This is a genomic window from Exiguobacterium sp. s123, from assembly GCF_018617075.1.
GTDB classification, from domain to species: domain Bacteria; phylum Bacillota; class Bacilli; order Exiguobacteriales; family Exiguobacteriaceae; genus Exiguobacterium; species Exiguobacterium profundum.
In genome coordinates this window covers 184806-205586 of record NZ_JACSJL010000001.1, presented here as the reverse complement: position 1 = coordinate 205586, position 20781 = coordinate 184806, and the positions used below count along the sequence as shown (strand labels likewise).

General features: G+C 47.3%; 22 protein-coding genes. 19 read left to right on the top strand and 3 right to left on the bottom strand.

The window, feature by feature from the left end:
• Nucleotides 1-24 precede the first annotated feature (24 nt).
• The 5 genes from KNO72_RS01055 to nhaC all read left to right on the top strand — a co-directional run bounded on the left by KNO72_RS01055 (nucleotide 25) and on the right by nhaC (nucleotide 5289).
• Nucleotides 25-843 (top strand): fumarylacetoacetate hydrolase family protein, encoded by an 819-nt coding sequence (locus tag KNO72_RS01055; RefSeq protein ID WP_214684392.1) that lies wholly within the window; start codon nucleotides 25-27, stop codon nucleotides 841-843.
• A 111-nt stretch (nucleotides 844-954) separates the two neighbouring features.
• Entirely contained in the window at nucleotides 955-2220 is a 1266-nt protein-coding gene (locus KNO72_RS01050; protein WP_214757073.1) for a S1C family serine protease, read from the top strand.
• Nucleotides 2221-2276: 56 nt separating this feature from the next.
• Nucleotides 2277-2621: a DoxX family protein gene (locus KNO72_RS01045; protein WP_078146805.1), complete on the top strand. Its 345-nt coding sequence runs from the start codon at nucleotides 2277-2279 to the stop codon at nucleotides 2619-2621.
• 16 nt (nucleotides 2622-2637) lie between these two features.
• A complete protein-coding gene (locus KNO72_RS01040) occupies nucleotides 2638-3726 on the top strand; it encodes an amidohydrolase (protein ID WP_078146806.1) in 1089 nt (362 codons plus the stop codon).
• 162 nt (nucleotides 3727-3888) lie between these two features.
• Nucleotides 3889-5289, top strand: a complete 1401-nt coding sequence (gene nhaC / locus KNO72_RS01035) for a Na+/H+ antiporter NhaC (protein WP_371816102.1) — start codon at nucleotides 3889-3891, stop codon at nucleotides 5287-5289.
• Nucleotides 5290-5304: 15 nt separating this feature from the next.
• On the opposite strand, the gene KNO72_RS01030 is transcribed toward nhaC, so the two are convergent.
• Complete coding sequence (locus KNO72_RS01030) at nucleotides 5305-6504, bottom strand: hypothetical protein (RefSeq protein ID WP_214757072.1); 1200 nt, start codon at nucleotides 6502-6504, stop codon at nucleotides 5305-5307.
• 79 nt (nucleotides 6505-6583) lie between these two features.
• Here KNO72_RS01030 and KNO72_RS01025 point away from each other — a divergent pair, with 79 nt between their 5' ends.
• Together KNO72_RS01025 and KNO72_RS01020 are read left to right on the top strand one after the other, a co-directional pair.
• The gene (locus KNO72_RS01025; protein ID WP_078146809.1) at nucleotides 6584-7714 is read left to right on the top strand and encodes a mandelate racemase/muconate lactonizing enzyme family protein; all 1131 of its coding nucleotides are present in this window, start codon (nucleotides 6584-6586) and stop codon (nucleotides 7712-7714) included.
• Nucleotides 7701-8372, top strand: coding sequence for a hypothetical protein (locus KNO72_RS01020; RefSeq protein WP_078146810.1), 672 nt, complete (start codon nucleotides 7701-7703; stop codon nucleotides 8370-8372). The genes KNO72_RS01025 and KNO72_RS01020 overlap by 14 nt, the downstream gene beginning before the upstream one ends.
• Before the next feature lie 31 nt (nucleotides 8373-8403).
• Here KNO72_RS01020 and KNO72_RS01015 read toward each other — a convergent pair whose 3' ends face one another.
• Nucleotides 8404-9153, bottom strand: coding sequence for a GDSL-type esterase/lipase family protein (locus tag KNO72_RS01015; protein ID WP_214757071.1), 750 nt, complete (start codon nucleotides 9151-9153; stop codon nucleotides 8404-8406).
• A gap of 118 nt (nucleotides 9154-9271) precedes the next feature.
• Between KNO72_RS01015 and KNO72_RS01010 the strand changes: the two genes are divergently transcribed.
• The 8 genes from KNO72_RS01010 (at nucleotide 9272) to hfq (ending at nucleotide 16679) form a co-directional block, all read left to right on the top strand.
• Complete coding sequence (locus KNO72_RS01010; protein ID WP_078146812.1) at nucleotides 9272-10192, top strand: ABC transporter ATP-binding protein; 921 nt, start codon at nucleotides 9272-9274, stop codon at nucleotides 10190-10192.
• Complete coding sequence (locus KNO72_RS01005; RefSeq protein ID WP_078146813.1) at nucleotides 10185-11183, top strand: ABC transporter permease; 999 nt, start codon at nucleotides 10185-10187, stop codon at nucleotides 11181-11183. The genes KNO72_RS01010 and KNO72_RS01005 overlap by 8 nt, the downstream gene beginning before the upstream one ends.
• 175 nt (nucleotides 11184-11358) lie before the next feature.
• A complete protein-coding gene (locus tag KNO72_RS01000) occupies nucleotides 11359-12888 on the top strand; it encodes a M4 family metallopeptidase (protein WP_214684387.1) in 1530 nt (509 codons plus the stop codon).
• A 95-nt stretch (nucleotides 12889-12983) separates the two neighbouring features.
• On the top strand, nucleotides 12984-13844 hold the full coding sequence (locus KNO72_RS00995) for a PPK2 family polyphosphate kinase (RefSeq protein WP_078146815.1): 861 nt from the start codon (nucleotides 12984-12986) through the stop codon (nucleotides 13842-13844).
• A gap of 104 nt (nucleotides 13845-13948) precedes the next feature.
• Nucleotides 13949-14548, top strand: a complete 600-nt coding sequence (locus tag KNO72_RS00990) for an AmiS/UreI family transporter (protein ID WP_251028250.1) — start codon at nucleotides 13949-13951, stop codon at nucleotides 14546-14548.
• Nucleotides 14549-14706: 158 nt separating this feature from the next.
• Complete coding sequence (locus KNO72_RS00985; protein ID WP_214757069.1) at nucleotides 14707-15186, top strand: SMI1/KNR4 family protein; 480 nt, start codon at nucleotides 14707-14709, stop codon at nucleotides 15184-15186.
• Nucleotides 15187-15467: 281 nt separating this feature from the next.
• Nucleotides 15468-16403, top strand: a complete 936-nt coding sequence (gene miaA, locus KNO72_RS00980) for a tRNA (adenosine(37)-N6)-dimethylallyltransferase MiaA (protein ID WP_214757068.1) — start codon at nucleotides 15468-15470, stop codon at nucleotides 16401-16403.
• 27 nt (nucleotides 16404-16430) lie between these two features.
• Complete coding sequence (gene hfq, locus KNO72_RS00975) at nucleotides 16431-16679, top strand: RNA chaperone Hfq (protein WP_012726185.1); 249 nt, start codon at nucleotides 16431-16433, stop codon at nucleotides 16677-16679.
• Between the two features lie 38 nt (nucleotides 16680-16717).
• Here hfq and KNO72_RS00970 read toward each other — a convergent pair whose 3' ends face one another.
• Nucleotides 16718-17230, bottom strand: a complete 513-nt coding sequence (locus KNO72_RS00970) for a hypothetical protein (RefSeq protein WP_012726186.1) — start codon at nucleotides 17228-17230, stop codon at nucleotides 16718-16720.
• 155 nt (nucleotides 17231-17385) lie between these two features.
• Between KNO72_RS00970 and KNO72_RS00965 the strand changes: the two genes are divergently transcribed.
• From KNO72_RS00965 to KNO72_RS00950, 4 genes are read left to right on the top strand one after another with little or no spacing between them, the layout of a single operon-like run.
• Nucleotides 17386-18564: an HD domain-containing protein gene (locus KNO72_RS00965; protein WP_214757067.1), complete on the top strand. Its 1179-nt coding sequence runs from the start codon at nucleotides 17386-17388 to the stop codon at nucleotides 18562-18564.
• Between the two features lie 15 nt (nucleotides 18565-18579).
• Nucleotides 18580-19530, top strand: a complete 951-nt coding sequence (locus tag KNO72_RS00960) for a CobW family GTP-binding protein (RefSeq protein WP_214757065.1) — start codon at nucleotides 18580-18582, stop codon at nucleotides 19528-19530.
• The gene (locus KNO72_RS00955) at nucleotides 19511-20293 is read left to right on the top strand and encodes a 5'-3' exonuclease (RefSeq protein ID WP_214757064.1); all 783 of its coding nucleotides are present in this window, start codon (nucleotides 19511-19513) and stop codon (nucleotides 20291-20293) included. Before KNO72_RS00960 ends, KNO72_RS00955 begins: the two co-directional genes overlap by 20 nt.
• On the top strand, nucleotides 20274-20666 hold the full coding sequence (locus tag KNO72_RS00950; RefSeq protein ID WP_078146821.1) for a reverse transcriptase-like protein: 393 nt from the start codon (nucleotides 20274-20276) through the stop codon (nucleotides 20664-20666). The genes KNO72_RS00955 and KNO72_RS00950 overlap by 20 nt, the downstream gene beginning before the upstream one ends.
• Nucleotides 20667-20781 lie beyond the last annotated feature (115 nt).

The following is a 20781-nucleotide window of genomic DNA, read 5'->3' as shown; positions in this document are numbered from 1 at the left end:
AATGATGAAAAAGGGGGAGTTTTAATGAAATGGTGTAGTTTTGAGATGCAGGAAGAGCAACGAGTGGGGATTGTCAAAGGCGATTTCGTCTACGATGTCAGCAATCAAGTACATACGACAAATTTACTAGAAGTGATCGCGCGTGAGTTCGAACCAGATATCGATTTGGACGTGGCGCCCTCATACCGAATGACGGATGTGAAACTACTCGCCCCGTACCGTCCATTGAAAAACGTGATTTGTATCGGCAAGAACTACGAAGAACACGTGAAAGAGATGGATACAGCAGGAGCAGGGAAACTCGTCATCTTCACGAAAGCACCGACCTCGGTCGTCGGTCCGGAAGCGGTCATTGAGCGTCATCCTGAATTGACGGAAAAACTTGACTATGAAGGTGAGCTCGCCGTCATCATCGGCAAGTCTGGACGAGACATCGAAGCGGTCGAGGAGCACATTTTCGGTTACACCATTCTAAACGATGTGACGGCTCGAGACGTGCAAAAAGAACATGTCCAATTCTTCCGTGGCAAGTCGTTCGATACGTTTTGTCCGATGGGACCGTTCGTCGTCACAGCGGACGAGCTCCAGTTCCCTCTCCAAATCAAAACAAGTGTCAATGGGGAGACGCGTCAAGATGGGACGACAGCCGATATGATTCGTCCGATTGATGAACTCATTCGTACACTGTCGAAAGGCATGACGCTCGAAGCGGGCGACGTCATCGCGACGGGTACACCAGCCGGAGTTGGGCACGGGATGACGCCACCGACGTATCTACAAACGGGAGACACGGTCGAAGTGACGATTGAAGGTCTCGGTACGTTAAGAAATGTGATTGTCTGAATGAAATGACGTAAAATGTGAAGAATCTTGTAATTCATTTATCATTTTATAAATTAGTGTTCCTCTTCGTTATAGTAAGGGTAGAAGATAACACAGAGGAGATGAATCATTATGGATCGTCACGATCAATCAAATGAACGCGATCAATTACATGAATCAGAGCAACAAAAAGATTGGTTAGATACAGAACTCGGTTCATCCAACCGAGAAGAGACAATGGTACGAACACAAACAAAACCGTCATTCGTCAGCCGTATGTTCCCGGGACTTGTCGGTGGGGTCATCGGGGCGTTGTTGACGGGCGCAATCGCATATCCGTTTATCGACCAACCGGCTACGAGGGTGAGTGATACGAACGTGACCTCGCAAGGGACTCCGGTCCAAACGTCATCGAACGTATCCGATTCTTCGGTCACGAATGCCGTCGCGACCGCTCAACCTGCAGTCGTCACCGTGAACAACTTCGCCCAAACTGGCTTCTCGAGTGAGGCGGTCGAGGCTGGAGTCGGATCAGGTGTCATCTATAAAAAAGAAGGTAACTCGGCATTTATCGCGACGAACCATCACGTTGTCAACGGAGCGGACAAGCTGACGGTCACCTTTAATGACGGAACGACTGCGGAAGCGACACTCATGGGAAGTGACGCGACGTATGACTTGGCCGTCTTGAAAGTGGACGCTGACAAAGTACCGGCCGTCATCTCAATCGGCAAATCGAGCGAGTTGAAACCGGGTCAAACGGTCATCGCCATCGGGAATCCGCTTGGACAATTCGAGAACTCCGTGACACGCGGTGTCGTCTCATCGACGTCACGCCTCGTACCCGTCGATACGGATGAGAACGGACAGGCCGACTTCAATGCCGAGGTCATTCAAACGGATGCGGCCATCAACCCAGGTAACTCAGGTGGTGCGTTAATCAACGAAGAAGGACAACTCGTCGGAATCAACTCGATGAAAATTGCGACAGCAGAAGTCGAGGGAGTCGGATTCTCAATCCCAGTCGACATCGCCCTTCCGCTCATCAATCAAATCGAACAGACGGGAGAAGTGAATCATCCGTCACTCGGCGTCTCACTTCGTGACGTATCAGAGTTCCCTCAAGGTTACTTGACGGAACAAATCAACTTGCCTGAATCGGTGACGGCGGGAACAATCATCGTGGAAGTGCAACAAAATAGTTCAGCTGCGAAAGCGGGTCTTAAGGCACGTGACGTCATCGTGAAAATCAATGACAAAGACGTCAGCTCGTTCATCGACCTCCGTAGTGAATTGATTCGCGATACGGACGGAACGGTCGACATCGAATATATCCGGGACGGAAAAACGGAGACGGTTCAAGTCGAGATTCAAAATGCGAACGGTTCTGCATTGTAAAAGGTGGGCAATATGCCCGCCTTTTTTGCTATGCTTATACAAAAGGAGGATGAGTTATGGTACGAAATTTATATGGGGTGTTACTATTCGGGGCAGGAATTTTACATTTTGTAAGAGAGAAGGCGTTCATGTCGATTATTCCGAAATCTTGGCCGTTCCGCCGACTGATGGTGCAACTAAGCGGAGTCGTTGAAGTCGTGTTCGGGGCGATGCTCTTACTCAACAAGGGAACATCGTTCGTGAAACGGACGCTACCGGCATTCTTTATCGCCGTCTTCCCGGCAAATATCAACATGGCCGTCAAGCCATCTAGAATCGGTGGGAAGGTCATTCCGAAATGGATTACATGGGGACGACTCCCGCTTCAATGGGTTTTGATCAAAGGTGTCAAAAAAATATAAAGGTGTGGAGATACATATGACAAGCGTACTCAAGTGGTTTGAGCATTTCCATGCTCATCCAGAAATCAGTTGGAAAGAAGTCGAGACGACTCGAACAATCGCATCCATCTTATCAGACTGGTCGATTCCCCATCGAACGTTTGAGGACGTGACCGGAGTAATCGCGGAGATTGGATCGGGAGAAGAAGTGATTGCGGTCCGCGCCGATATCGACGCGTTATGGCAACAAGTGGACGGTACGTTTCGAGCGAACCATTCATGTGGGCACGACGCGAACATCAGCATGGTACTCGGTGCGCTCGAACAGTTGAAAGACGAAACGTTACAAAAGCGAATCCGTTTCATCTTCCAACCTGCCGAAGAGCAAGGGAATGGTTCGCTCGCCATGATCGAACGAGGGGCGTTAGAGGACGTGACGCAACTATTCGGAATCCATTTACGTCCACAAGAAGAGTTGAAAAGGGGACAATATGCGGCGGCGATTCAACATGGTGCTGCCTTCTTCTTAAAGGGAGAGGTCATTGGGGATGATGCGCATGGTGCGAGACCACATCAAGGACAAAACGCACTCGATGTCATCTTCACGATTCAACACATGCTTAAAAGCATTTACTTGTCACCGTTTGAGCCGCACTCTGTCAAGTTGACGAAGGTACACGCCGGGAGTGACAACATGAACATCATTCCAGGAAATGCGACGTTCTCGATTGACGTCCGTGCCCAACAAAATGAAGAATTGCTCGAACTGCGCAATCGTGTCGAAGACATGTTACTCCAGGTCGGCCAGCTTCATCGTGTGAAACTTGAATGGGAGTGGCAAGACTTTACACCGGGAGCCGTCGTTGGGGAAGAGTCTAGCCAAATCGCCAAGCGAGCGATTGAGAAACGCTTCGGTGAGTCGGCTCTCGTTGAACGGATCGTCACGTCAGGTAGCGATGATTTTCATTTTTATACCGTCGAGAAACCGTCACTTGATGCAACGATGATTGGCATCGGCGCTGATTTAGGTCCAGGTCTTCATCATCCGCATATGACGTTTGACCGTGACGCGTTAGAAGATGGGGCACGCCTGCTCGCGGATGCGCTCCGGATTGCAGCAACATAAATCAAGATGGGTGGGATAGACAGATGTCTGTCCACTCATTTTTTTATTGCATCCACTCCTTGTAAGCGCTATCATAACGTTATTAGCGACAATATAACGACAATTCTGAATTTTCGCTATAGGGGAGGAAGTTAGATGAAAACAACGGGGAATAAGCAAGACATGAAGTTAGGGTGGGCGCTCTTGCCACTCGGGGTGATGATCGTCGTCATGCTCATCTCGATCGTTAAGCTCGGTCAAGGACCACACATCCCGCTCATCGTCGGAACGGCAGTCGCTTCAATCGTCGCCTGGCGTCACGGGTTCAAGTGGAAAGAGATTGAAGAGATGATGTATAAAGGGATTCGTCTCGCCTTACCGGCAGTCGTCATCATCATTTTGGTCGGGTTGACGATTGGGGCATGGATCGGTGGAGGAATTGTTGCCACGATGATCTATTTCGGACTGAAGATCATCTCACCGGCATACTTTTTGTTAACGATTTGTCTCATCTGTGCGGTCGTCGCGCTCTCAATCGGGAGTTCATGGTCGACGATGGGGACGATTGGAGTAGCGGGGATGGGCATCGGGCTGAGTATGGGGATACCGGCGCCGATGGTAGCGGGGGCGGTCATCTCAGGAGCTTACTTCGGGGATAAGATGTCGCCTTTGTCAGACACGACAAACTTGGCGGCAGGATTAACTCATACGAATTTATTCGTACATATTCGACACATGCTCTATACGACAATTCCAGGACTCATCATTGCACTCGGGGTATACGCATGGCTCGGTAGACGATTTGCAGATTCTTCGACAGACTCGTCTGAAATCACACAGACATTGACGATTTTAGAGGACAGTTTTGTCATCTCACCATGGTTACTCCTCGTTCCACTCGCCGTCATTTTGCTCGTCGCAAAGAAGGTGCCGGCGATTCCAGCACTCGTCGTCGGGATTGCCCTAGGTTTCTTGGCTCAAGTGTTCATTCAAGGCGGAACGCTTGCAGACAGCGTAGGCGCTCTTCAAAGTGGCTATGTCATTGATACGGGTAATGAACTGGTCGATAACCTCTTCAGTAGAGGTGGTCTTGATGCGATGATGTACACGGTCTCGATGACCATCGTCGCGATGACGTTCGGTGGGATTTTAGAATATTCGGGGATGCTACAATCCATTATGAACCAAATTTTGAAGTTGGCGAAAACGGCAGGTTCATTGATCGCTTCAACGATTTTAGCGGGAGTTGCGACGAATGCGACGTGCTCGGAGCAGTACATCTCAATCGTCGTCCCGTCACGCATGTTTGCTGGAGCGTATGAAAAAATGGGATTACAGTCGAAAAACTTATCTCGTGCCCTCGAGGATGGAGGAACGTTGACTTCCGTGTTTATCCCGTGGAACACGTGTGGGGTATTCATCCTCGGCACACTCGGGGTCGGAGCATTCGAATATGCACCGTATGCCGTCTTGAACTTCATTGTACCGGTCATTTCGATTGTATATGCCTTCACGGGATATACGATTGAGCGCATCGCGGTCATTCAACAGGAAGAACCTGTCGCGGAACAAGCGGCTCAATAAAACGATTCCCGGTCGTCAATCGACCGGGAATTGAAATTTATAGACGGTGCGCGGACGACCTTGGCTGTAGCTCATCTCTTCGCCAATCGGATGAACGAGTTTTGCATCAACCAATTTTTTGATGAGTCGCTCTGTCGTGCGACGTGTCACATTCAAATGGTCGGTCAACTCTTTCGCTGTAAACTCGAGATGGTCCATTGAAAAATGAATGAGCTTTTCGATATTGGTCGGACTCATACCCGTCTGTTTCATCATGTCATAGACACGCGTTTGCGTGACGCGGAAATGAATCGGTGCCGGTTGGTCGGTGAACGTCATTCGTTTTGAATCGTCGACGATGCGTATAGCGGCATTGTTTGTCGTATGAAGGGCAAGTTCGGCATGCTCAACGGCGCGTTGATAATCGGACCCATACCCGATCCCTACATGACCAGAAATGTTCTCTGACAAGATGGAACCGTTTGACATGGCGGAGTCAATCTTTCCTTTACTCGATAATAGGACGATACCGTCTTGAGTGGTCTCCATCAATTTACCACCGAAATAATGATGTGTTGTCACATGGTTGAGCGTATCTTCACTGGCATCCGAGTAGAAGAGCACGGCGAGTTGTGACTGGTCTGATTTGTTCAATCGAATCTGTTGAATAAAATCATGGAAGTGGTGGAAAATTCTCTCTTCTGGCTCAATCATGAGCTGACTAGCAAAACCATTTTCCACTAAGTGTCGATGGACTCGTTCGACACTTGTCAAGGCGAATCGAGTCGTCCCAGTTCGTTGAAGTTGCTCATGAAACGAAATCAACTCTTCGAAATTCATATACGGACTAAGTTCTTTCACTTGCGGTGGCGACATGTGGCTTGGAAACGATGCTAAAATTGATTCAAGTCGTGACGCATCAACGAGATCGATGGAGAGCTCTTTGATTCGGAGCTGTTGTGTCAATGTCACGTATAAAAGTGACGTCAATAACACGACATCATCTTGAACGACGTGATGGGCAAATGGAAGGTTCGCTTCCTCCATCGCATACGTATAAGGGAATGAACCGGAGAAGAACACTCCGTCAAAAAATAGGAGTTTTGTAGCGATGTCTTTCGCTTCTCGCGGGTCATCATAAGGAAATCCCTCGATTCGAACATCGGGTAAGGAAGAACCGTTTTGTACCTGTTGTAAAAACGATGGTGAGCCGACAACGGCGATATGGATGGACATGTAAAATCCCCCTTGCAATTTAGCGACTATATAACGACAATATAGAGGAAAGGACAGTTGAAGTAAAGGAGTGATGAACATGAATATTCAAAAAATAGAAATTTTCTCGGTTCGCTTTCCATTAAAGGTACCATTCATCGTCAGTTATCACCGTTATGATGATATGCCTTCTGTCATCGTCAAAATGACAACCGCATGTGGACTTGTCGGTTATGGAGAAGCCGTGGCGGATGAGCATGTGACGGGTGAGTCCGCTGAGAGCACGGTCAGTGTACTCCGTCATCTATTGGCTCCGCTCTTAATCGGAAAAAATCCGATGCACCTAGAGCATATTCATGACGAGATGGACCGTGCGATTCGTGGTGTTCCGGCTGCCAAAGCAGCACTTGACATCGCGTGTCATGATGTGATCGGGAAAAAGCTGAATCAACCAATCTACGAATGGATTGGCGGTCGGTACCATGAGTCATTCCCAGTCACGCACGTCTTGAGTATCGGAGAGCCGAACCATATGGCACAAGAGGCACTCGAACAAATGAAACGAGGTTATACGGCAGTGAAGATGAAGGTCGGAGTCGATGTGCAAACGGACGTGGCGCGTGTCAAAGCGGTACGGGAAGCGGTAGGAAATGACGTGCCGATTCGAGTCGACGTTAACCAGGGATGGATCAACGCGGCCAATACGGTTCAAGCCATGCGTCTACTCGAACCGTATGGCATCGATTGGGTCGAACAACCGGTCAAGGCGGATGATTTTGAAGGCATGCTCGAAGTGAAACAAAAAATCTCCGTCCCGCTCATGATGGATGAAGGGTTGAAAGATATTCACGATATGAGACGCTTGACGATGATGCAGGCAGCCCATAAAGCGAACATCAAGCTGATGAAGTGCGGTGGCATCTATCCAGCGAAGAAGTTGGTCCATATGGCGGAGATGTCCGGAATCGAATGCCAGATTGGTTCTATGGTCGAATCCTCCATTGCATCGAGTGCAGGATTCCATGTCGCTTTCTCGAGTAAAATCGTGAAGACGGTCGAGTTGACGGGTCCGCTCCGGTTCGGGAAAGATGTAGGAAACTTATCATATGATTTACCAATCATCTCGCTGAACGATCGTCCGGGACTCGGTATTGACGTCGATGAGGACGTGTTACGTGAATTGACGACGGAATCTTACGTGGTTGGAGATGAGTCGCATGTGGCAAGGTGAGATCAAAGACCTTTCACTTCATGTATGCGTCCTAGGCTTGTCCGATTTACCGGAACTGTTAACCGTTCAAGATACGGTCATTCAGGCGTTGGCTGAACCGGAGCACTATCAATCGTTATCGGTTGAAGAGTTCACGAAACTGTTGACGGATCAGACGTTGATTGGGGCAAAATCAGATGGTCGGATTATCGCGTTCCGAGCGATGCTCATCCCACCGATTGATGCGGAGCATCTAGGGCGAGATATCGGATGGCCGGAGGATTCGCTTGAACGTGTCCTGTATCAGGAAGTGACGAACGTCCATCCAGACTTCCGTGGATATGGACTACAGACACATTTGGGCAAACTACTAATGAAACAAGTTGAATCGGATAACCGTTTCGATGTCGTCTGTGCGACTGTCGCACCGTTCAATATTCCAAGCATGAAAGACAAGTTCACGCTTGGACTCCGAATCGGGGCGTTGAAAGAAAAGTATGGCGGGAAACTCCGCTATATCTTTTACAAAGAGATGCATCGTTCGTGGCATCCCACATCAGTTGCGCAAGATGTACCGATGGAAAATCGTGGGCGACAAGTTGAGTTGCTTCAAGCCGGTTGGGTCGGGACGGGCATGATGAAACAAGGGGAACAGTGGATTGTTCGATATGAGAAGTAAAAAATCCTCGTCAAGCTGACGAGGATTTTGTTTATTCGAGAACGAAGAGTACATCATTCGCGAATTTCTCATACGTACGGTCACTCGGGTGGAACTGATCGGTCGCTAAATCTCTTGATAAGTCAGAGATGTAGGCGAACGGGTCGATCACATCGATATTCTGCGCATTCGCCAATTGTTTCGCTGATGCGTTCCAATCGAGGATGAGCTGATTGAATGCTTGTCCATTCTCATCATTTTGAAACGGATTGTATAGACCGATATACACGATGGTTGCCGAATCGTTGAGTGAACGAATTTCAGTGAAAATCGTTTCTAAATTCGTCTTCGCATCCGTGACCACTTGTTGAATATCGACGGATTCGAAGTTATCGACGTTTTCCCCACGGTTGAACAAATCGTTTCCACCGATGGTCAACGTGATATATCGTGCGTTCTCAATCGTTCGACGCACTTCAGGTTGCTCGAGTTGTGTGAGTAAATCTTCTGTTCGTGCCCCAGACACGGCAAGGTTTTGCGTACGTACGCCTTCTTCTTCAAGAGCAGTGCTGACAGGCTGTACATATCCTGCGCCTGATGTTGACCCGACACCGCGTGTCAACGAATCGCCTAATGCGACGTAGACGTCTCCTTGTGGTTCAGGGCGTTCGTCTTCGGAGACGGAAAGTGTTCGCTCCGGCGGATTGACAATATCCTGATAGCCGATCCATAGACCATATAAGGCGATTCCCGTTAAAAGAACGGCGCCACTTAAAAATACATACCATTTCGACTGTTTCATGGGCTGACCTCGCTTTCTATATGAACATCATATCAAAAATGTGTGGATGTGCCCTATGTGAATGTTCGAATAGGACAGATTCACTTTTGTCCGATAGAATAAGGAAAGAGGTGAGACAATGGAACCGACGTTAAAGCTACATCAACTTACAAAAGTGATTGGAAAAAAGACGATTATCGATAACATTTCGTTAGACGTCTACCCGGGTGAGGTCTTCGGATTTTTAGGACCGAACGGCGCCGGGAAGACGACGACGATTCGAATGATTGTTGGCTTGATCAAACCGACGAAAGGAAATGTATCGATTTGTGGGTATCGTGTCGACAAACAATTTGTCCAAGCGATGAGTCAAATCGGCGCAATCGTCGAGAATCCAGAGCTGTATAAGTTTTTATCCGGACGTGAGAACTTAGAAGCGTTCGCACGCATGTTACCTGGAGTCGATGATAAGCGAATCCAAGAAGTCATTGACCTCGTCGATTTGACCGCTCGAATCGATGATAAAGTGAAGACGTACTCTCTCGGGATGCGACAGCGACTCGGGATTGCCCAGGCGCTATTAAACAATCCACGGGTGCTCATCTTGGATGAGCCGACGAACGGGCTCGATCCGATGGGGATTCGAGATTTACGACTTTTCATTCGTCGACTCGTTGAAGAAACGGGACTGAGTGTTCTCGTATCGAGTCATATCCTGGCCGAGATTGAACTACTAGCGGACCGAGTCGCCATCATGTCGCGAGGAAAGATTGTCAAGGTGGGGACGGTCCATGCTTTGATTGAAGAACTCGCGTCAACGGTCGACTTACATGTAACGAATAGCTTCGAAGTATTACCGATCGTTCAAGGGTACGAAGGAATCGACCAAGCGGACGTGGTGGACGAGCGAACGATTCGTATTTCCATGAACGTGGAAGAGACGGCGAAGTTGAATCGATATTTGATGGAAAGAGATGTCGAGGTGTTCGGACTCGAGCGCCGAGTCCAAACGTTAGAGGACCTCTTTATCACGTTGACAGGCGGTGATCACATTGCCTAATCCATCGATGCTCGGTCTCATTCGTAATGAAGTGCTCAAGATTCATCGGAAACGCAGATTGATGGTCGTCTCCATCATCCTGATCGTGCTTGTTTCGATGTTCACGTATGCGAACTATCGTCAAATCGAGAAACAACGCGAAGAACAAGGAACGACTGATTGGCGTGTCGATCTCCAGCAAGAGATCATCGATACACAAAACCGACTCGCCTCCGCGAACGTCCAAGACGAGTTTCGGCAGATTCTTGAGTTCCAAGTCCAACAGAATCAGTATTATCTTGATAATGATATCAATCCGAATTATCCGGGAGCTCCGACGTTTATGCGTGTCTTCTTCTCCCAAGGGACTACGCTTGTCCTACCGCTGTTCATTATTGTATTGATGGCAGATATCGTGAGCGGAGAACATAACGATGGAACGATTAAGACGTTGTTATCGCGACCGGTCCGGCGATATAAGATCTTACTCGCCAAATGGCTGACGACGCTCCTTTATACATCGATCTTAATATTTGTGACCGCCGTCGTCAGTTACGCCATATCCGGCATCGTTCTCGGCTGGGACGGATGGAATGCTCCGATTTTGACCGGTTTCCAAGCTTCGCCGACCGGAACCTTCTCGACCGACTTTGTGCATACGTTGCCGATGTGGGAGTACTTGCTTATGTCGATGGGGCTTTCATGGCTCGTGGTGGCTGCGGTCGGGACAATCTCTCTCATGATTTCTGTTTTGGTGAAAAATACGGCGACTGGAATCGGAATCATGATGGCTGTCCTCATCTCAGGGCCACTCTTGACATCGCTTGGCTCAAACTGGGATAGCTCGAAATACCTGGTGAACGTCAACTTCGGTCTTCATACCTATTTGGAAGGACAGGCTCCCCCAATCGATGGGATGACGTTACCGTTTTCGCTCCTCGTCATTCTCATTTGGTCGATGGCCGCCTTGGCGTATGCGTTTTACCACTTTACCCAAAAAGATGTGTATTAATGATTCGTGCTCCTTTCCTAAGGAGCACGAATTTTTTTTGGATAAAATTAGGTCGTAAATAGAATGAATGGTTCTAAATACTCAATATTATGAATTATCAAAATAATTAAAAAGATGGATACAGCCTTTGTGGGAAAGTGTGTAAAGTAAGAATCATCACAAAGGAGGTAAACACATGAAAAAAGTTGTTTCTACATCATTAATCGCAGGCGTATTGCTCGTACCACAATTGGTCGGTGCGGCAGAATTGAAGTCAGGCACTCTGACGAAACCATCAGAAAGTGCACCGACAACGATTGTAAAAGAGTACGTCAAATCAAAAGGTGAGTTCAAGACGATCGAGTCGAAATCAGACAAAGTCGGGAAAGTGGTTAAGCTCCAACAGACAGTTGATGGCGTGCCAGTATTCGGTGGTGTGGTAGTCGGTGTCGTAGATGAAGCGGGTCAATTGAAGACAGTCGTGGATGATGCGAAATCGGTCAAGAACCTACATAAGTCGATCAAGTTAACTGAAAAGAAAGCCATCGCGAGTTACAAAAAGCTTGTCGGACATAAAGGGGCCTACGAGCTCGAACCGGAAGCGGAATTGATTGTTTATCCAAAAGGTGAGAAGTCGGTTTATGCATATCAAGTGACCGGAACAATCCTTGAAGCGGAAGAGCCGTCACGTTGGACATACTTCATCGATGCTGGAACGGGTGAGGTACTTAATAAATTTGACCAGTTAGCTCATGCAAGGCCGACGAAAGGTGTGACAGGTACGACATATACGGGAACGGGAATCGATGTTCTCGGCTACAGCCAAACGTTCAAGACAACGAAGAGCGGATCTTACTATTATCTCCAAGATTCAACGCGTGGAAAGGGAATCTATACGTACGATGCGAAAAACCGTACGACACTCCCAGGTTCGCTATGGGCTGACGTGGATAACGTCTTGAACACGACTTATGACCGTGCCGCTGTCTCTGCACACGTCAACGCGACAAAGACATATGATTTCTACAAAAACACTTACGGACGGAACAGCTATGACAACGCCGGAGCTGCATTGAACTCAACGGTTCACTATAGCCGTAGCTACAACAATGCGTTCTGGGACGGAAGTAAGATGGTATACGGAGACGGAGACGGTCAAACGTTCACGTATCTTTCAGGTGCACTTGACGTAGTCGCTCACGAATTGACTCACGCGGTCACGGAATACACGGCAGGACTGATCTATCAAAACGAGTCTGGGGCGATCAACGAAGCAGTATCGGATATCCTAGGTACAGTGGCGGAATATAGCGTCGGCACTAACTTCGACTGGTTGGTAGGAGAAGACATCTACACACCAGGTGTAGCAGGCGACGGACTTCGTTCGATGGCGAACCCGGCTGCATACGGTGACCCAGATCACTACTCAAAACGTTACACAGGCACACAAGATAATGGTGGGGTTCACATCAACTCAGGTATCGTCAACAAAGCGGCATACCTCTTAGGTAACGGTGGATCGCACTACGGCGTATCGGTACAAGGTGTGGGAGTCATGGCGATGGGGGATATCTACTACCGTGCCCTCAATGTTTACTTGACACCAACGTCTAACTTCTCAAGCCTTCGTCAAGCGGTCGTACAATCTGCGAAAGACCTTTACGGTGCGACAAGTCCGCAAGCGGTATCAGCTGCGAAATCATTTGACGCTGTCGGAATCTACTAAGTTCTCAACATCTCTTCCGAAATTTTCGGAAGGGATTTTCTTACGCAGTTTTTGGGTAAATCAAGGTTGAACGTCGAGCGAAAAGGAGAACGAGTATGAACACGAAGGAATTTATTGTGTCACCGAACAGCAAGATTCAATTAGATGATATTCCAACGACTGTTTCAGACAAACCGGAGGATGACACCTTGACGACTGAACTCATTCCGAACAGTGTCGAGCGATTGAAAGAACTACATTGGCGATTATATGCCGAGAGTAAGAAAGGGATTATCGTCGTCTTGCAGGCGCTTGATGCGGGTGGAAAAGATGAGGCGATCAGCTATATCTTTTCAAATTTGAACGCCCAAGGACTGAAGACGAATGCGTTTCAAAAACCTTCCGATACGGAGAAAAAGCACGACTATCTGTGGCGAATGCATGATTTGTTACCAGAAAGAGGACAGGTCGGAATTTTAAACCGATCCCATTACGAAGAGGTCATTGCGCCTCGTGTCCATGATTTGTTGGGGGACGAAGTACTTCCGGAGGAAATGGACCAGGAAGAGGTCTGGCAGATGCGATATCGTCAAATCAACGATTATGAACGCTATTTACAGGAAAACGGATTCGAAGTCATCAAGTTCTTTTTCAATGTATCTAAAGATAAACAACGAGACCGTTTGCTTGAACGATTAAAGGATCCGAAAAAGAACTGGGAATTCTCCTTCAGTGACATCGAAGAGCGGCAGCATTGGGAAGAATATCAAGGAATCTTTGCCGAGATGTTGTCGCACACATCAACGGAAGTCTCACCCTGGTATGTGTTGCCGGCAGATGATGAGTGGTATAGTCGTTTAATTATTTCGTCAGTCATGATTGAAGTTCTTGAACGGATTGATCCACAGTATCCGACTTTCACGGATGAGGAACAAGAGCGAATTGACGAGGCCATCCAAACCCTTGAGAACGAGTAAGGCGTGGCGTTCTCGTGAACACTTAAAAATCCCCTTGCACCGAAAGCGAATTCAAGCTAAAGTGATACAGTAGATTAAAGGTCAGACATCTGTACAAAGGGGTAATGAGTGTGGGTAATGTAAGTTTACTATTCGGTGGCGTCGCACTGTTTTTAAATAGTCTCGTTCTTCTCGGGAAAGTGGATAGCAAGAGCGCAGGATTTTTTAGTTTGTTTACGGGACTCTTACAAACGTTTATCGCCACATGGTTATTGATTGGGGCGAGTCCAGAAGAGCAATTCGGTCTTGCGAGTATCTATCTATTTGCGTTCACTTATTTATATGTAGGGGTGACGTTTATTTTGAATTTAGACGGACGTGGCGTTGGCTGGTTCTCATTATTCGTTTCGATTGCAGCTGCTTTTTATGGCGCAATGGCGATTGCAGAAAGTGATCCGATGGGGGCATTGACGTGGTTCTTCTGGTCATTCCTTTGGGCGTTGTTCTTCTTTGGAATGGGACTCGGGAAACCGAACGGGACCATCACAGCACGTGTCGCCCTCGTATTATCATGGTTGACGCTGATTGTCCCGGCGATGGTTGGGATGGCTGGACTGATGAACGGATGGTATGACATGGTTTGGTGGGCGGCGAGCGGTACGGCAATCCTGTACTTCATCGTTTCTGTCAAACGTACGAAACAGACGATTGAAATTGCTTCATGATGAATTGAAAATGATTCGAGGTCATCGAGCGCGATCAAGTCGTGCCTGACGACCTTTTTTTATTGAACGATGAAAGATCGATATATACTATACTTAGAAAAATGAAAATGAAAGATACGGTACGAATGTCGTTAATTTCAAAAAGTGGGGTTGAGTTGATGATTGCACTTGAAACGTTTAAAAGTAGACTCGTCAATAATCAGATAGAAATACAAAATGAAGAGGGATATGTAGACACGTTACACTTTCTATTCAGTGAGCCTGCGATGGAAGTTGAAATTAAGCGATTGAAGCAAATAATCCCAATCGACATTATTCACTTCTTGAAGACCCATAACGGCGCTGACCTGTTTGTTCACCCGACATACGGTGGAGGAATCCGACTTTTTAGTGTAGATGAAATGATCGAGTATCGGGAAATATGGGAGTGTCCTGAACAATTCATTCCCGTCGGAGCCGGGAGAGATGGGGAATGGATTGTTTGCGAGGTCGTCAATGAACATGAAAACTACATTTGGGTTGGAGAATTTTTGACTTACACAGATGACACCGAAAAACTTCCGATGGATTATACACGCTGGTTCGACTATTTGATTGTCGCCCAAGGCGCTCATTTTTGGGATTGGTTCAGAGGTTAATAGATGACGATTGAATATTTGTTTTGAATGATGATGATGATGGAATGCGCACTTTTTGTTGAGTGTGCTTTTTTACAGTTGCTTTTGTGTCTAAAATGTGAAAAGTGGGAATGAGGAAGCTAAAGGAGGCGAAAGCAGATGAGTGATGGTCTCGTGTTATTACTCGGATTACTTTTATGTGGTTGGATGCTGTTTGCCGTCGTATTTGATGATAGAATAAAAAGAAGAATTTGATGGCCCGTCTCGCGAGGAGACGGGTTTTTAATTGAGGAGTGAGAAGTATGAAAAAAACACCTGTCGTCGTCATCGTCGGTCCGACCGCTGTTGGCAAAACGAAGACGGGCATCGAACTCGCAAAAGCGTTCGACGGCGAGATTGTCTCGGGTGACTCGGTTCAAGTATACCGGGGCATGGACATCGGTTCAGCAAAAGTGACGAAAGAAGAGGCCGAAGGGATCCCGCATCATTTGATCGATATTTGTGACCCGGATGATGCCATGAGTGTCGCAGTTTTTCAACAGTTGGCTCGTGCCGCCATCGATGATATTTATGCCCGTGGCAAATTACCGATTATTGTCGGAGGAACAGGATTATACATTCGCTCGATTTTATATGACTATGAATTCGTGGAGCGACCTGTGGATGAGGCGTTGCGGGCTGATCTCGAACGGTTGGCAGAAGTCGAAGGACGTGAGGCGTTACATCAAAGATTAGTTCAACTTGACCCAGAGCGTGCGGCTACGATTCACCCGAATAATGTCCGTCGCGTCGTGCGGGCGCTCGAGGTAGCGATGCAAGGGGATACACAGACGACGGACAGTGCGCCATCCGAACATTATGATTATCGATTGTTCGTCCTCCACGCAGATCGTGAGATATTATACGACCGAATCAATCAACGCGTCGATGCGATGATGGAAGCAGGACTGGTCGAGGAAGTCGAACGACTTTTGGCACAAGGATATCGTGAGACGCAGGCGATGCGAGCCATCGGGTATAAAGAAGTGATTCCATTCATCGATGGAAACATCTCGAAAGAGAAAGCGACAGATTTGCTTAAGCAGCACACAAGACAGTTCGCAAAACGGCAATTAACTTGGTTCCGTCATCAATTTGATGGAATTTGGGTGGATATGGGTCGAAAATCATTTGAACTATCATATAAAAATATTTATGATGATATAGAGGGGTTTTTTCGAAAATTCCGATTATTTTAAAGAGATAAAGACTAGGGGGAATCCAGCATGAAAGCGAGCTACAACATCCAAGACCATTTTTTGAATCAACTTCGAAAAGAAATGGTACCAACGACCGTATTTTTAGTGAGCGGGTTTCAAATTCGAGGTGTCATCAAGTCATTTGATAACTTTACCGTCATCGTCGAGTCAGAAGGTCGTCAACAATTGATCTATAAACATGCGATTTCGACATTCTCTCCGGCACGTAACGTGACGTTATATGAGCCGGATGCAGTTGAAGTAACAGAAGGATGAGCATAAGAAAAGGAGCGGCCCGGGGACCGCTCCTTTTCTTATGCTGTTTTTGTCGTTCCCGGTTGTTTAATTGCCTCAAGAACGCGTTGGATGGCGCATCCACCGAGGAGTGAATCCATTTGACCACAAATCTGAGTCGGCGTCGAACGGTGTAACAATGTGTATGTCCGCTTCCAAGCGCGCTCTGCCGATTGAATTCGGACGAGAAGATCGGCGTGGCTCAGTTCTTTTAGCTTATCAATATTGAGTCGGTTCGTTCGAGCGAACGCAGACAAGATGACTGCTTTCGCTAGCGGTGTCTGAAGTGGGTAACCAGAAAGCTCAAGCGCCGCCATGGCCCCTTTCATCTCATGTTCGACAATTTTGTCGAGTGATGCATCTTTAGCATAAGGATTACCGGACAGATGCGTGAGTGACTGTTCTAAGTCCTGCATGCCCACCGGACAAGTTGACGCTTGTAGAATATGTTCAATGGATTGTTGTTCTTGTGCATAACGTGTCGCTTCCCCCGAGGCGATGAAACGCTCATACGTATCGATTAATGAAATCATTCTCGTTTCCCCCTTTATCGAACTACTTTTATCGTATCAATAATCGTAAGCGCTTTCAATGTAATGATGGCAAAATCGAGACCCTACTAGAAAGTATGTTCGCCTAATGAGCGGAAACACGATACAATGTCAGAAGATGCGAGGAGGGAATGATTATGAACTATTATCAACAAATTGATCCAGTCATCGGTTCATTAATGAACCGTGATCGATTTCAAATACCGCAAATAGAAAAATCAAAGGACCGTTTAGACCAGTTAGCCGATGGGACCCCTGTCCAAACAAAAGCGCTCGTCAGTACAGTCGAGGTTAGAGAAGGAAAGAATGGTGCTAAATGGCTTCAACTAAGTATCACGACGGCGAACGGGATGATGCGTGCCAAACATTGGCTACGTGGAAATGAGAGTGAACTACTTCCAATCTATGAATCGGGTGTCATCGAATTGTCCGGGAAAATCGATGTCTATCCAAAACCGGATGGCGCCAAATCGATTACGATTGACCGCGTCCATCCTATCTCAAAAGATGAGGCAATCTCGTTATTACCAGGCTTGCCAGGGGATGAGACGATGGAGCAGTTTGCGGATGAATTGTTCAGTTTGATTGATACGTTGTCACCGACCTATCAACAGATCGCCTGCGGCCTCCTTGATTTCGTTTGGGATGATTTCGTACTATCGCCAGCGGCACTCTACCACCATCATAACTATGCGGGAGGTCTATTGAAGCATACCGTGTGTATGCTTCGTCTCGGCTATCGGATTCAAGAGCAAGATGACTATTTGGCGATGGTGTTTCGTGTTATCAAAGAAGCGGAGCAGTTGCACAAAGTCGACCTTTGGAATACGATGAACGGTGTTAAAATCGAACAGGCATATAAAGGAACGTTTGAATCGCTGTATGCCGCCTGTGAAGCGATGGCCGAGCGGAAAGAACCGTTGAATTGGGATGAACTTGCACTTGGAATCCTCTTCCACGACATCGGAAAAATATATGAATACAGTCATCTGTTATCTAGTCCGAATCGTTTTGAGAAGTTATCTCCCGTTGAGGGCACAAGTGAAACGACCGGCATCTCCATCAACCCGATGGGCACACTAATCGGGCATATGCCATACGGTGGGCTATTGTTTGAAGAAACGTTACGCCAGACGTCGACGCGACTGCCATTGGATGTCCATCACCGGATCTGGCACATGATTTTATCACATCATGGGAAACGTGAGTGGGGGTCGAGTGTCCTCCCGATGACGACGGAGGCTTGGATGCTTCACTTGATTGATTTATTGGATGCGCGTTATGAGAAATGGGCTCGCGCGCACGAAGATTTGTAAGAAAAGGGTGGTATCATGATTCCCGTACAATTAGTGACCGGGTTTTTAGGAGCAGGCAAGACGACGTATATGAACCGCTTACTCGCGGCGACGGATGAAAAGATTTGTCTGATCGTCAACGAGCTCGGCGCGATAAATATCGATGAACAATTGATCGTCAAGATGGACCAAGAGCAAATCGAACTCTCAAACGGATGTATTTGCTGTTCCATCCAAAATGATTTGAGTAAGACGTTCTATCAACTCGCGGCAAAGCAAGAAACGTTCGACCGAGTCATCATCGAGACGACCGGTGTCGCCGATCCCGCACCGATCATTCAGACGATTTATTATGACGAGTACTTACGTCAACACTTTAAAATGAACGCCATCTTGACGGTTGTGGATGCCAGTCAAATGGACCGTGAACTGTTCAAAGAAGGGATTCATCAAATCGCTTATGCCGATCTCATTTTGTTAAATAAAATCGATTTAGTGTCGTCGGATGAACTCGATCAAGCACGCCGCCGAATCGAACAACTCAATCCGACGGTTAGGATTGTAGAGACGATTCAAACAGAAGGCGATTACGAATTACTTGAGAATACGTTCCAACTGTCACGTGTCGATGAACAGAAGTTGAGTCAACTGACAGAGACGAGTGAATCGGTCTCCTCCCTTCGTGCGATCACGTTGAGTGCCGAGCGTCCGTTGTCTCGGGAGCGCGTGACCCGTTACGTTCGTGAAGTCTTGATGCACTACGAGGATGCGATGTATCGGATGAAGGCGATTGTCCGCTTACAGGATGAGGAGTGCAAGTTTGTCATTCAAGCGACGAATCAGTTGATGGGCGCGACATTTGCAAATGAGATGCATGAAGGGGACCGTTCCGTATTTGTTTGGATTGGGAAGGAACTAGACCAAGATGCACTAGCACGGGGATTAAAAGCATGTGAGGTGGAGCAAGATGAAGCTTATTCTAGTTGACGGCTTTAATTTGTTGTCCCGTTATTATTTTGCGACGGAGCGAAGACGAGCACAAGATCCGGAAGTGACTGTGAAAGGATTACTTCGAAAGGTGGATTCCTGGACGACAGACTTTTCCCATATCGCTTTCTTTTGGGACGGGACACGAGAGTCTACCCACCGCTATGCGATGTATCCTGAATATAAAGCAACGCGTAATGGACTCCCGGAACCGCTTTTCGAAGACTATTTGAAATTGAGAGCCGCTTTGGATGAACGAGGCATCTTACAATCCGAGTTGACGGGATATGAAGCGGATGATTTGATGGGCGCCGTCGCGACAGCGTTCCCGGGTAAATCATATCTCTATTCCTCGGACCGCGATTTACTTCAGTTGTTGTCTCCGAACGTGTTTCAAATCATGCCGAAAAAAGGTGAGGAGCAGCTCGTCAATGAAGCTTCTTTTGAATTGATGTATGGCGTGAAACCATATCAGTTTGTCGACGTGAAGGCATTGCAGGGAGACTCTTCGGATAACATCCCAGGTGTACGTGGCATCGGTCCGAAGACGGCGACGATTTTAATTCAGCATTACGATACGATTGAGACGCTTTATATGCATGTTCAAAATGAAACACTCGAAGCGCCCCATCAAAAATATGCAAAAAAACTAGACGGTCATGAAGAAATCGCGCTCTTGTCGAAACGACTGTCACAGATTGATATCCATGCTCCTGTCAATACAGATTGGGAGGCGTACCGGTTTGGTTCACATCTATTTTGACGCGGCCACCAATCAGACGACTGGAGATAATGGAATCGGTGTGTGGATCAAGTCTTCCGACGGTACCGTATCGACGTTTAAACGTCGCATGCAAGGATTGACAAGCGTTCATGCGGAATTGGCTGCATGTGCTTATGCACTGGAACAAGCGCATGCATTAAAAGGTGAAACCTCATTCATGCTGTATTCCGACGCCGAAGTGATTGTTCGCGCACTAGAGCAACGTTTCATGAAAGATGCTTCGGCGAAGCCTCTGTTTCTGAAAGCACTGATTGCCTACGATGAATTGCCGACCGTGTTCTTAAAATGGGTCCCACGAGCGGATAATCGAGCGGACGTGATTGCACGCGACGCATTGAATGGAATGAATTAAGCGACCGAGATCATTCTTGGTCGCTTTTTTGACGGAGTCCTTTTTTGACGGAGTCATTTCTTTTTAGATGGTTTTTCGCTAAAATGAAAGCGTAGTCAACTATAGAGGGGGAATT

Bases quoted from the DNA above. Each gene is read 5' to 3' on its own strand.
- KNO72_RS01055 (WP_214684392.1), top strand. From the start codon at position 25: ATGAAATGGTGTAGTTTTGAGATGCAGGAAGAGCAACGAGTGGGGATT.
- KNO72_RS01050 (WP_214757073.1), top strand. From the start codon at position 955: ATGGATCGTCACGATCAATCAAATGAACGCGATCAATTACATGAATCA.
- KNO72_RS01045 (WP_078146805.1), top strand. From the start codon at position 2,277: ATGGTACGAAATTTATATGGGGTGTTACTATTCGGGGCAGGAATTTTA.
- KNO72_RS01040 (WP_078146806.1), top strand. From the start codon at position 2,638: ATGACAAGCGTACTCAAGTGGTTTGAGCATTTCCATGCTCATCCAGAA.
- nhaC (WP_371816102.1), top strand. From the start codon at position 3,889: ATGAAGTTAGGGTGGGCGCTCTTGCCACTCGGGGTGATGATCGTCGTC.
- KNO72_RS01030 (WP_214757072.1), bottom strand. From the start codon at position 6,504: ATGTCCATCCATATCGCCGTTGTCGGCTCACCATCGTTTTTACAACAG.
- KNO72_RS01025 (WP_078146809.1), top strand. From the start codon at position 6,584: ATGAATATTCAAAAAATAGAAATTTTCTCGGTTCGCTTTCCATTAAAG.
- KNO72_RS01020 (WP_078146810.1), top strand. From the start codon at position 7,701: ATGTGGCAAGGTGAGATCAAAGACCTTTCACTTCATGTATGCGTCCTA.
- KNO72_RS01015 (WP_214757071.1), bottom strand. From the start codon at position 9,153: ATGAAACAGTCGAAATGGTATGTATTTTTAAGTGGCGCCGTTCTTTTA.
- KNO72_RS01010 (WP_078146812.1), top strand. From the start codon at position 9,272: ATGGAACCGACGTTAAAGCTACATCAACTTACAAAAGTGATTGGAAAA.
- KNO72_RS01000 (WP_214684387.1), top strand. From the start codon at position 11,359: ATGAAAAAAGTTGTTTCTACATCATTAATCGCAGGCGTATTGCTCGTA.
- KNO72_RS00995 (WP_078146815.1), top strand. From the start codon at position 12,984: ATGAACACGAAGGAATTTATTGTGTCACCGAACAGCAAGATTCAATTA.
- KNO72_RS00990 (WP_251028250.1), top strand. From the start codon at position 13,949: ATGAGTGTGGGTAATGTAAGTTTACTATTCGGTGGCGTCGCACTGTTT.
- KNO72_RS00985 (WP_214757069.1), top strand. From the start codon at position 14,707: ATGATTGCACTTGAAACGTTTAAAAGTAGACTCGTCAATAATCAGATA.
- miaA (WP_214757068.1), top strand. From the start codon at position 15,468: ATGAAAAAAACACCTGTCGTCGTCATCGTCGGTCCGACCGCTGTTGGC.
- hfq (WP_012726185.1), top strand. From the start codon at position 16,431: ATGAAAGCGAGCTACAACATCCAAGACCATTTTTTGAATCAACTTCGA.
- KNO72_RS00970 (WP_012726186.1), bottom strand. From the start codon at position 17,230: ATGATTTCATTAATCGATACGTATGAGCGTTTCATCGCCTCGGGGGAA.
- KNO72_RS00965 (WP_214757067.1), top strand. From the start codon at position 17,386: ATGAACTATTATCAACAAATTGATCCAGTCATCGGTTCATTAATGAAC.
- KNO72_RS00960 (WP_214757065.1), top strand. From the start codon at position 18,580: ATGATTCCCGTACAATTAGTGACCGGGTTTTTAGGAGCAGGCAAGACG.
- KNO72_RS00955 (WP_214757064.1), top strand. From the start codon at position 19,511: ATGAAGCTTATTCTAGTTGACGGCTTTAATTTGTTGTCCCGTTATTAT.